10 protein-coding genes are annotated in these 12,121 nt (G+C 30.0%); 4 read left to right on the top strand and 6 right to left on the bottom strand.

Features of this window, described 5'->3' with window-relative positions:
* Positions 1 to 17: 17 nt before the first annotated feature.
* From MAG_RS01985 to MAG_RS01960, 6 genes are all read right to left on the bottom strand, one after another.
* Positions 18 to 824, bottom strand: coding sequence for a YgjP-like metallopeptidase domain-containing protein (locus MAG_RS01985; protein WP_011949554.1), 807 nt, complete (start codon positions 822 to 824; stop codon positions 18 to 20).
* The gene (locus MAG_RS01980; RefSeq protein WP_011949553.1) at positions 796 to 1,482 is read right to left on the bottom strand and encodes a nuclease-related domain-containing protein; all 687 of its coding nucleotides are present in this window, start codon (positions 1,480 to 1,482) and stop codon (positions 796 to 798) included. The genes MAG_RS01985 and MAG_RS01980 overlap by 29 nt, the downstream gene beginning before the upstream one ends.
* 15 nt (positions 1,483 to 1,497) lie before the next feature.
* The gene (gene uvrA / locus MAG_RS01975) at positions 1,498 to 4,329 is read right to left on the bottom strand and encodes an excinuclease ABC subunit UvrA (protein WP_011949552.1); all 2,832 of its coding nucleotides are present in this window, start codon (positions 4,327 to 4,329) and stop codon (positions 1,498 to 1,500) included.
* A gap of 1 nt (position 4,330) precedes the next feature.
* Positions 4,331 to 6,340 (bottom strand): excinuclease ABC subunit UvrB, encoded by a 2,010-nt coding sequence (gene uvrB / locus MAG_RS01970; protein ID WP_011949551.1) that lies wholly within the window; start codon positions 6,338 to 6,340, stop codon positions 4,331 to 4,333.
* Between the two features lie 112 nt (positions 6,341 to 6,452).
* Complete coding sequence (locus MAG_RS01965) at positions 6,453 to 6,905, bottom strand: MAG0130/MAG3770 family membrane protein (protein ID WP_011949550.1); 453 nt, start codon at positions 6,903 to 6,905, stop codon at positions 6,453 to 6,455.
* 12 nt (positions 6,906 to 6,917) lie between these two features.
* Positions 6,918 to 8,477 carry a TrkH family potassium uptake protein gene (locus MAG_RS01960; RefSeq protein ID WP_041308744.1) on the bottom strand — a complete coding sequence of 520 codons (1,560 nt, stop codon included), beginning with the start codon at positions 8,475 to 8,477 and terminating at the stop codon, positions 6,918 to 6,920.
* Positions 8,478 to 8,653: 176 nt separating this feature from the next.
* On the opposite strand from MAG_RS01960, the gene MAG_RS01955 reads away from it, so the two are divergent.
* The 4 genes from MAG_RS01955 (at position 8,654) to MAG_RS01940 (ending at position 12,114) form a co-directional block, all read left to right on the top strand.
* Positions 8,654 to 9,322: a potassium channel family protein gene (locus MAG_RS01955; RefSeq protein WP_011949548.1), complete on the top strand. Its 669-nt coding sequence runs from the start codon at positions 8,654 to 8,656 to the stop codon at positions 9,320 to 9,322.
* A gap of 208 nt (positions 9,323 to 9,530) precedes the next feature.
* Complete coding sequence (mraZ, locus tag MAG_RS01950; RefSeq protein ID WP_041308742.1) at positions 9,531 to 9,959, top strand: division/cell wall cluster transcriptional repressor MraZ; 429 nt, start codon at positions 9,531 to 9,533, stop codon at positions 9,957 to 9,959.
* Position 9,960: 1 nt separating this feature from the next.
* Positions 9,961 to 10,863, top strand: coding sequence for a 16S rRNA (cytosine(1402)-N(4))-methyltransferase RsmH (gene rsmH / locus MAG_RS01945; protein ID WP_011949546.1), 903 nt, complete (start codon positions 9,961 to 9,963; stop codon positions 10,861 to 10,863).
* 33 nt (positions 10,864 to 10,896) lie between these two features.
* Positions 10,897 to 12,114 (top strand): MAG3720 family protein, encoded by a 1,218-nt coding sequence (locus MAG_RS01940; protein ID WP_011949545.1) that lies wholly within the window; start codon positions 10,897 to 10,899, stop codon positions 12,112 to 12,114.
* Positions 12,115 to 12,121: the final 7 nt, after the last annotated feature.

Raw genomic sequence — 12,121 nt, 5'->3', positions numbered from 1 at the left:
GCTGTTTTATAGTACTATTAGTAATCAACTATCTGTACAATAAGTTTATTTATTTCTTTATTTCTTAATTTAAAATCATACATTATAAGTGAGCCAGTTTCATAAAATTTGTCACTATGATTAGGATGAAATTCATGGATTAATTCATGCAAAATAACAGCTTCAATTAATCTAATTGGCATTGCTATCATTTTAACATCATATGTTATTTTGCCTAGTCTTTTGCCTCTTTTTATATTTGTTCCTCAAGCAGATTTTTTTAAACTTATCTTAAATGTAGGATTTATTAGCGCAAATCCTGCTTTGTTTATTTTTTCTACAAATTCTTCTTGTTTTTTAGCAACAAAGTTTTCTAAAATTCTTGATATTACATAAATATATATTTTTTTACGCTTTTCATTATCGTTTTTAACTATTTCATTGCAATATATTTGCAGCTTCGATTGCTCTAAATCAAAATTATAACTATAACTAGAGCGACTATGATATTTTCACTCTAAATTAACTAATTGATCAAATAATGTAATTGTGTGATTATCTGCACTATAGCTTAAATAGACTTGTTTATATTTTGAGCTGTTATTGATTTTGTCTTTTTTATTCTTGTGCCTGTTTAATAGCTTAAAAAGTAAATTATCTAACTGAAAATTATGTCAGTTTTCTATTGTAAAATTTTCAATTGGCGAAGTTAAAACTATTTTATTTTCTCTATCATAAAGCACAAGTTTAAAGTGTTTTGATTTAGAACTGTGCTTATAAAAAACTGTAAATGTTTTTGAATCAAATAAAACAGTTTTAAGCTCTATCAAAGTATTGGTTTTCATTATTTTGCGAAATTATTTGGTTAAATTTAAAATTATCATTCTCTGATTGAGCTCTATTTTTGGCAATTGCATCTATTATATCATTTACTTTGAAAGGCTCTAAATCAGGATCATTAGTCATATATGTCTCAACTTCATCTAATAGCAAATCAAGGTTACTTTTGGATGCTATTATTGTTGATGGCTCTTGTTTATCAATATCAACAGTGGTTGAATCAGGGAAAATAATTAAGGAAAAAATTGAAACATTTATCTTACACATATTAATAAAATGTCTTATGTGTCTATAGTTTTGATTAAAAGGGTTTTTAACTTTAATTTCTTTTCTTTCATCTCTTAAGAGCAAATAATCATCAAAAAATCCGCCATGTAAGTAGCCAATATAACGTTTTGCTTCAATTATATAAACAGCCTTAGAAGTTATTAATATCCCATCAAGCTCAAAATAATTATTTTCAGCATACTTAAAAAGCCCGCCATCTAAAAGTTTGTAATTTTTCTGCTCAGCTATATATGACAATTTTTCTTTAATTGTTTCTTCGAAAATCTTGCCTTTTGTCTTAGTTTGAGTTGTTTTTTTGCTAGTTCTTGCACCAAAGAATATGCCAAGTATAATGACAATGGTAACTAAAACTAACGCTAATATAATTCCAATCATATTTTCCTTTTAGCCCTATAAATTAAGGATTTTCTTCAAATATTGGCCAGTGTAGCTCTTTTCAATTTTAGCAACTTGTTCAGGGGTTCCAGTGGCTATGACCATACCGCCATTTTTACCGCCATCTGGCCCAAGATCAATAATATGATCGCAGTTTTTAATAACATCAAGATTATGCTCAATTACCACAACAGTATCCCCATTATCGACAATTTTATTAAGCACACTAAGCAAGTTAGCAACATCATATGAGTGCAATCCTGTTGTAGGCTCATCTAAGACATAAATAGTTTTGCCAGTAGGTGGTTTTTGTAAATATGTAGCAAGCTTAACTCTTTGTGCTTCCCCACCACTTAGTGTTGTAGAAGGCTGACCTAGTTTTATGTAATTTAAGCCTACATCACTTAAAGTTTGCAATTTATTCTTAATATTAGCACGTGCTTCAAAAAATTCTAAGGCATCTTCAACTGTCATATCTAAAACATCAGCTATATTTTTTCCTCTGTATTTTATTTCTAGTGTCTCTCTATTATATCTTTTGCCTTCACACTCATCGCAAGGGACATAAACATCTGGTAAAAAGTGCATTTCAATTCTTAAATAACCATCACCCGAACATTTTTCGCACCGTCCACCAGGGACGTTGAAGCTAAATCTTCCTTTAGCATATCCTCTTGCTTTTGATTCTTCAACTGAAGCAAATATGTCTCTAATATCATCAAAAACTGAGGTATAAGTAGCAGGATTACTTCTAGGAGTCCTGCCAATTGGGCTTTGGTTAACAGCGACAATTTTGTCAATGTTAAATGAACCACTAAATGAAGTGAATTTGCCTACTTTTTCAGTTTGTGTTTTTAATAAATATTTAGTTAGTCCTTTGACTAATATCTCGTTAACTAAGCTACTTTTGCCACTTCCTGAAACGCCAGTTACACCAATAAATTTGCCAAGTGGGAACTTAACATTAATATTTTTTAAATTGTTTTCACTAGCGCCATTAATTACTAAAACTTTGCCATTTCCGCTTCTTCTAAAAGATGGTACATCTATTTTTCTTTTGCCACTTAAATAATTACCAGTTAATGACTCTTCACAATTTTTTATATCATCAAGCGAGCCTTGCACAACTACTTCGCCGCCATGTACGCCTGCATAAGGCCCAATGTCAACAATATAATCTGCACTTCTGATAGTGTCTTCATCGTGCTCAACAACAATCAAAGTGTTACCTAAATTAACCATATTTTTTAGTGTCTGAATAAGTTTTTCATTATCTTTTTGATGAAGCCCAATAGAAGGCTCATCTAAAACATATAAAACACCTGTTAAATTTGAACCAATTTGTGTAGCTAACTTTATTCTTTGGCTTTCGCCCCCACTTAAAGTTTCAGCATTACGATTAAGAGTTAAGTAGCCTAAACCCACATTTTTTAAAAAATGTAAACGGTTATATAACTCATTTAAGATAAGTTGTGAAATATATGTCTCTTCACTGTTTAGTTTTAGATTTTCTAAAGCTTCTAGAACATCTTCAACACTCATTCTTGTAAAATCATCAATGTTATAATCATTTACCTTTATGCTAAGTGCATATTTGTTCAATCTTGAGCCTTTACACTTTTCACATGTAAATGAACCCATGTACTTTTTAAGTCAGTCTCTAATTCTTTCGCTAGAAGTGTTAAAGTAATCATTTTCAATTTTTTCTAAAATTCCAGGAATATGTCTATTTCTTCTAGTTTTATTTCCGCTTGATGAAACTAAAACATACTCAATATCTTCTTTTGAGCCATATTTTATGATATCAATTTCTTCTTTAGAAAGCTGATCAATTGGTGTGTTTTTGTCTATTTCATAGGTGTTTAGGAGAATATCAAACTCTTGCCATTCTAAATTTTGGCTATTAATTATATTTGCATAAATTTTAATAGCGCCATCATTAATAGTTCTTCATTTTTCAGGAACCAAGGCATCAAAATCAGCTCTTAAATTAACTCCTAATCCTTTGCATAGCTCACATGAACCAAAAGGCGCATTGAATGAAAAAAGTTTAGTATCAATTTTAGGCATATCAAAGTCTTTATAAATACATGAGTGTAATTTAGAAAACTTTTTAACTTCGCCTTCAGTTGTTTCAACTTTCAATAGTCCTTTAGAATAATCTAAAGCAACACTAATTGCTTCAGAAATTCTATTTTGATTCTCTTCATTAAGCACAACTCTATCAACAACAATGTCAATGTAATGCTTAATATTTTTTTCTAATTTAATTTCATCATCTAGTGAATAAATTTGTCCATCAACCTGCACGCGCAAGAAGCCTTCTTTTTTAAGCCTTTCAAAAAGGTTTGCATGTGTACCTTTTTCGCCATCTACAATTGGCGAAAGTATGTATAAACGAGTTTGATCAGGAAATTCATAGATGCTTTTTAAAATATCATTATTAGTTTGCGTAGTGATAGGAATCTTATGATTAGGACAATAAGGCTTGCCAATACGAGCAAAAAGGAGTCTGAAATAGTCATAAATTTCAGTCACAGTTCCAACAGTTGATCTAGGGTTATTATGAGTTGTTTTTTGCTCAATTGAAATAGAAGGGCTAAGTCCTTCAATTGAATCAACATTAGGCTTATTAGTTCCACCTAAAAATAAGCGCGCATAGTTGCTTAAACTATCAACATATCTACGGCGACCTTCTTCATAAATTGTGTTAAAGGCCAAACTACTTTTACCACTGCCAGATAGGCCTGTAAAGACAATTAACTTGTTTTTAGGTATTGTTAAATCAATGTTTTTTAAATTATTTTCTTTTGCGCCGTGAATAATAATTTGATCTCTTGCACTCATCTTAGCCCTCCTTATTTAAACTGCTATTGCCTTCGCGCAACTCAATAATAATATCTCTTATTTCCATTGCTCTTTCATAGTCTAATTCTTTAGCAGCTTGTTCCATTTGTTTTCTTAATTTTTCAATTAATTCATCTTTAGATAGCTTGCCATCTTGGTTTTTAGAGCTAGAGTTTTTGAAATAAAATGAAATAGCATCAGCCATTTTTTGATTATGAATTGGCTCTGGAATTGGCTTAATAATTGTTTTAGGAACAATGTTATGTTTTAAGTTATATTCTTCCTGAATTTGACGAATCTCACTGTTTTGTAGTATTGTTTCTTGCATACTCTTTGAAACTGAATCAGCATAAAATATTACTCTACCATTACTGTTTCTAGCTGCTCTACCTGTTATCTGAATTAAGCTTCTTGTTGAACGGAAAAAGCTTTCATTATCAGCATCAAGCACCATAATTAAGCTCACTTCCGGTAAATCAATCCCTTCACGCAGCAAGTTAATTCCGACAACACAGTCATAAATGCCTTTTCTAAGCTTTCTTAAGATTTCATTTCTTTCAAAAGTTTTATGCTCACTATGAATATAAGCGATTTTTTCATTTTTTTCCATGAAATATCTAGTTAGCTCTTCAGCTAAAGACTTTGTGGTTGTTAAGATTAATGTTCTTTCCCCTTTTTCTTTTTGCTTTTGCAGTTCATCATAAATATTTTCAATTTGACCTTTAGCTGGCCTTACTTCAATAGAAGGATTTAGTAATCCTGTTGGCCGTACAAATAATGTGGTCACCACTCCATGAGTTTTATCTAATTCATATTCATCAGGAGTAGCTGAAATATATATTTTTTGAAAATCAAAACTATTTTCAAACTCTTCAAATGTTAATGGTCTATTATCTAAGGCACTTGGCAATCTAAAACCATAGTCAACTAAAGCTTGCTTACGCGATCTATCACCTTTAAACATGGCTCTTAATTGTGGTATCATCATGTGTGATTCATCAATAAAAACAATAGGATTTTTATCATGAAAATAGTCTAATAAAGTATAAGGTCTTTGACCAAAAGTCCTGTTATCAAGGTACATAGAATAATTTTCAATTCCTGGACAAGTTCCAAATTCTGCTAATGAATCAAGGTCTCTTTCTACTCTTTCTTTGATTCTTTGTGCTTCAAGCAGCCTATTATTTTTTTCAAAATAAGCAATTCTTTCTTCTAATTCAATTCTAGCTAATTCAACAGTTTGCTTAAGTATGTCATTATTGACTGTGTATGCATCACCAGGAAAGAGCAAAAATTCATCATAGCTAGCAAAAACTTCTTTAGTTATTGGGTGCATTGTTTTAATTGATTCAATTTCGTCACCAAAAAAGTCAACTCTGATCATAAATGAGTTGTCATAAACAGGCTGAATTAAAACCAAATCGCCTTTAACAGCAAATGAACCAAGCTCAGAATTAACATCATTACGAAAGTAATTTCTTTTTATAAGTGAGCGAATAAAATCATTGCGTGAAATTTTTTGACCTTTATGAATTGTCATAAAGTTATTTTCATACTCATATGGATTCAAAGCACCATAAATAGCAGAAACAGAAGCTACTACAATAGTATCATTACGGCTTAAAATAGAGTTAACAGCACTCATACGCATCGAATCTATTTCAGCATTACGTTTACTAGTTTTATCAATATATGAATCGCTTGAAGGAATGTATGCTTCAGGACGGTAATAGTCAAAATATGAAACAAAATATTCAACTTTGTTTTCAGGAAAAAAGCCTTTTAGTTCAGTATAAAGCTGACCTGCTAATGTTTTATTGTGCGATAAGACTAAAACAGGGCGGTTAAATTGATTAATGACATTAGCAATTGTAAATGTTTTACCACTTCCTGTTACACCTTGCAATACTTGCTCTTTGACATTATTTTTAATGCCTTCCACTAATTCATTAATCGCTTTAGGTTGATCGCCTGCTGGAGCATAAGATGAGTGCAATTTGAAACTATACATATTAAATAATTATAATGCTTTAATTTTTTTATTTTGGTCGATAATTCTTTATTTTTAATAAAGAAGCATTCTTAATTAAAAAAGCCGTGCAAATAATGCAAAGCTGTTTGTTTTATCTAGCTCTTAACCTCACGTTGTCATCTTGATTAAACAATCAGGCAACTAACTTTTGTTTTTCATCTTTAGTGAATCAATTTTTTCTCTTGTTGATTAGATTATAGGCATAAAAGGCGAAATATGCTTGGAAATTAAGTAATCATAAATAAGGTTTTTTGCTTCTTCAAGGATTCGGGTCACCTTCCAGTGCTCTAAAAGCTACAAATGATAAGCTAAGCAGTTGTAAAACTGGCCCAAGGAATATAAATCAAATAAAAGCTATCACTGAAAGAGAAATAATTAGTCCAAGTGTAACATTAGTTCATTTACGATAAACTAAAAGTGCAATAATAACTGACACAGTGTACAAGAATACTAATAAGCCTATAAAATAGGCAGAATAAAGAAATTTTTTGTTTCTAGAATATGAAGCAAATTTATTTAATTTGTCAATATTTATGCCGTCCATAAAACTCTCCTTTTAACCGATTGTGACTGATTCTGAAATGTAATTGTATTTATAAGCGTAATTTTTCTTGCTGGTTCATATTAAAACACTACTGCTTACTCCAAATTGACCAATGAACATCAAAATGCTTAGTACAATTTTAGAACCAACATTTAGCGAGCTAGTAATTCCCGTTGTTAAACCAGAAGTTCCAAAAGCTGAAAATACTTCAAAAAATACATGTGTTGCACTATATTTTGCTCTTGGAATTAAGCCACTGAAGTTATCAAAACTAGACATTACAACTAGTGAAACAAAGCCAACTAAAACAACGCTGATAGTTAAAACTATTGTGCTCATTTTAACAGTATCACTATCTACTTGGCGTTTAAATGCTCTAACATTTGGCCTTCCAAAAACCTTACTTATGACTAGTAAAAATAAAATTGCAAATGTAGTAGTTCTAATACCACCACCAGTAGAAGCAGGAGCTGCTCCAATGAACATTAAGGTGCCTAAAACTCATAATGTTGGCTCAGATAATAAGTGTAAATTTAGGGTTGAAAATCCTGCACTACGAGTTGATATAACCATAAATAATAATGATCAGGTTTTGTAGGCATTATTCCCATAGTACTGTAAATTAGACTTAAAAATAGAATCGGTTGATGATAATTCAAATGATATGACAAAAATAAAACCAAATAAAGTGACAATTAAATAAGTAACAATTGAGATCTTAGTAAACAAGCTTCAATTGTAATATGCATTTTTATTAATGCTTTTAATTCTTATGTAATTAAGTACATCATGAATAACTGGATAGCCTATACCGCCAATTAAAAATAGTGCCATAATAATAACTTGTAAGCCAATATTTTTATAATATGGCATTAGTGAGTTGTCACCAATTATGTCAAAGCCGGCGTTGTTAATCGCACTTATTGCATGAAAAACACCAAATCTAAAACTATGGCTTCAGTTATGATATGGATTATCAAAATTAGCACTGTTATTGCCTACCACTTCCCTTAAGTGCGCTAATTCAGTTTTTGGACTTACATAATAAAAATAAAACGATAAGCCAATGCTAGCTAAAAGCAATGTGACCATCAAAAAGATCATTGAATCGATAATCATTCTTTTGTTTTTGAAAAAGTCAGAATGCCCTCTTTCATATGAAACTAATTCAACATCACTGAGACTTACATGACCTTTCATGAAAATAACATTAATTAAAAATATTTTCAGTGCAAAAAGCCCAAAACCACCTAAAAGAGCAGCAATAGCAATCAAACTTTGCCCAAACATATTTCAAGCTTTATAAGTAGAATGGCTAACTAATCCAGTGTTACTAAAAGCACTACAAGTTGTGAAAAAAGCATCCCAAAAAGTTATTTTGTTTTCAGCAACATAATCAAGGTTATGAGTTATTTTACTATGTAAAAAAAGAGTGATTATTAAAACTACTAAGGCATACATTAATAAAATAAATTTAACTTTTGTACCATTTTTAGTTCATAATCTAATCTTTTTAAAAAAGCTTCTGATTTTGCTATTCCTTCACCAGTAGGCAAATTTTTTTGATCTCATCTTATTTAACCGCCAAATAGTATGCAAGTATAATAATATTAAATTATACATTTTAATTATATGTATTAAATAATCATTTTTTATGCTATTTTAACTAAGTAATTATCAAGTTTAATATATTTATGAAAAGGTATAATATTATCATTATTAAATTTATTTAATTTAGGCGGTAGTTTATGGCTAAAAAAAGAAATCAAGACATTTGCATTATTGGTACTGGACGTTTTGGTAGTGCTGTTATTGGGCAGCTAGCAAAAATGAATTGTTCACTTTTGCTAGTTGATAGCGATGAGCAAGTTTTAAATGAATATAAAGATGTAGCGCAAAAAATAGTTGTAGCTGATGCTACAAACATTAAAGCCCTAAAAGCCTTAAATATAACTGAAATGGATACAGTTGTCGTGGCTGTTTCTGACAATATTGAAATAGTAGCTGCACTATTAGAGCTTGATGTTAAAAACTTAATTGTTAGAGCTAAGTCTAAAACTCATGCTAGAGTTTTAAAACAAATAGGTGCCAATGTCATTATTCAACCTGAATATGAAGCAGGAGTAAGAACTGCTTTAATAGCTGCTAACCCTAATTTTATGCGTTTTAGCCAAAACTTACAAGAAATAGGTGATAACTTTGTAATGGGAACAACATCACTAAATTCTCAACTTCACGAAGGCAAGCCAATTAAAGAAATTAAATTCAGAGACCTTGGTGTAAGCGTTGTTTTAATAAAAAGAGGTGCAAGAAGCATTTTACCAAGCGGGCTTACAACACTTGAAAGAGGTGATTTACTAACTTTAATTGGTAAAGTAGAAGATGTTACCGTCATGATTGCCGAGCTAAATAAATAATTTATATGCCTGTTTTATAGGTTAATTAGTATTTTTTCATAATTTCATAAGCAAACAAAACAGATTGACAATGAGCCACTCTGTTTTGTTTTTTTACACTGTTTTAGGATTTTTGCAATAAATCACAAAAACTGCATTAATCATTTTTATTATTTTAATAAAAACGCAAAAGTGTATAATAGTGGTGGATAGTGGAGGAATGTGGAATATGTTTGGTGAATTTACACGGGCTATTGATGAGAAAAATAGAATTGCAATTCCATCTAAATTAAGAGATAGTTTAGGTAGCAAGTTCTATATCACAATTGGCCTTGACGATGTTATTGAACTAAGAAGTGAAGAAACTTTTATGACTTTTAGCAATAAATTAATTGCTCAAAGTCAATTTAGTTCAGAAGCACGTTTAATTAGAAGAGCATGACTTGGAAAAAGTCAAGAAATTGAACTTGATTCACAAGGACGCTTTACAATTCCAAAACAATTTTTAGCCCATGCAGCTATCCAAAAAGAAGTTCTACTTATCGGCGTTGGTGATTTAGTCGAATTATGAAGTGTAGAACAGTATGCAAAGTATGAAAATGAATTAGATAAAAACTCAGTTGCTAATGCAGCAGCTAAGTTAGCAGAAAAAAACTAAGATGGAAAATAAGCATATACCGATTTTATTAAATGAAGCAATTAAATCCTTAAATATCAAAAGTGATGGAATTTATTTAGACCTTACTGTTGGTATGGGCGGTCATTCTTCAGAGATACTAAAAAGACTAAAAAATGGTTTACTAGTTGGTTTTGACAAGGATCTTTTTGCGATAGAAGAGAGTCGAAAAAGATTAAGCAAAATTGGCTCTAATTTTCAATTAATTCATTCTGATTTTAACAATGTAGCAGATGAATTAGCAAAATTGAATATTAATGCTGTTGATGGTATATTAGTTGATTTAGGAATTTCTAGTCCACAGGTTGATAATGCTGAAAGAGGTTTTAGTTATAGCAAGGATGCTAGATTAGACATGCGAATGAATACTAATCAAGCTCTTGATGCTCATTTTGTAGTCAATACTTATAGTGAGGACGAGTTAATTACTATTTTTTATAACTACGCAGAGGTAAAGCTTGCTAAGCAAGTTGCGAATGCCATTATAAAAAATAGGCCAATTAACACAACGTTAGAGTTAGCTGAAGTAATAAAATCAGCATATCCTGCTAAATTACTAAGTCTCAAAAATCCGTGCAAGGCTGTTTTTCAGGCTATTAGGATTGAAGTAAACAATGAGTTTAGTTCAATTAATTCCATGCTTGTGCAGGCGCTAAATTTGTTAAAAAAAGACTCAAGTTTGGCAATAATTACATTTCATTCATTAGAAGACTCAATCATTAAAAAGTTTTTTGGGAACTTAATTAAAAGTAAGCATCCTTCAAAAATGCCTATTAAGGAAGAAAAAAAATACATTGTTAAGGTTTATAGTCCTTCAAAAGCTGAAATTAGCGAAAATAATAGATCAAGGAGCGCAAAATTAAGAGTATTAACTAAATTAATTTAGGCTTTTATTTATAAAACTAAAAAGGAGGGAAGTATGAAAGTTTCTAAAAAACACAACTATTTTGGTGCATTTTATCTTAGTGAAAAAGAAATTGAAGTAGTTGTGCTTTCGTTTCTAGGAACTCGCTACATCCCAGTTTATCAAAAGTCATATAACTATGATTTCATTGATATTAGTAAATTAAAGTCAAAAATTAGTGAAATTAAATCTGATTTAAACTCTAAGTTATCAATTTTAAGTAAAAGAAGTAAATATTCAATTGAATATTCATTGATTTTAGCTGATAAATATGTAGGCTATAAAGAAAAAAGCTTACAGATTAAAAACGATTATATTACTATTAATCTTGCTGAAGGCAAAGTGACAGATAGTACTATAAATCGGTATCACGAGGAAATTAATAAAAAAAATTTAGCATCTGATGATTTTATTATAAGCAACAAAACATTCTTATATAAAGTTTATTCAGAGAATAATTATTCAAAAGAATATGTACAAATGCCATATGAAAAAGAAGGTAAGAAATTAGTAACTAATCAATTATTAATTACTCTTAGCCCTAATTCATTTGCAGTTAGTTTGCTTAAGTGCTTAAAAAATGCCGGTTTTGATATTAAAAAAGTATTTTTAGAATCAGAATGCTTAAATATTAGCAAACTAGATAACAAGTTTAAATTTATAGTTAACTTTAGTTGAAATTTTGTAAGCTTTCTTGGTGTTGTTAATAATAGTCCATTTTTTTACAAAAAATATGTCTTAGACATTACAAGAATGAATGACATATTTGCAAAAGAAGCTAATGTTAGTTTACATAATTTTGATTTGTTGATTAATTCCGTAGTTAAAAATTACGATTTATACACTTCCTTAAACGAAAATAATCTAGAAGAAAGAATTTTAGTTGTATTAAAAAACATTGTTACTGAAGTTTCAAAAGAAATTAAAGCATTATTAGATGATAATATTGCTTATCCTGATATAGAAATTCAAGTAAATGGCAAAAATGCAGACTTTGTGTCACACATTTTGAAAAAGGAAATAAGCAGCTATTCAGTAATCAAAGCAGAAAATACTGACATGCTCATATTTGGAACTAAAAAATACTTTGTTGGTGCAGCTCACTTGGCTAGTGATAATTTACCAAAAATAAGTAATACTTTAGAACTATTAAATACTATTCCTTTATACAAAGCAAAGACACCTGGAATAAGCAAAATTTTAAAATCATTTCAAAAATCAGTTAATGCATAATTTTATA

This window comes from Mycoplasmopsis agalactiae PG2, from assembly GCF_000063605.1.
Taxonomy (GTDB): Bacteria; Bacillota_I; Bacilli_A; order Mycoplasmatales; family Metamycoplasmataceae; genus Mycoplasmopsis; species Mycoplasmopsis agalactiae.
This window is presented reverse-complemented; position numbering and strand designations above follow the sequence as displayed.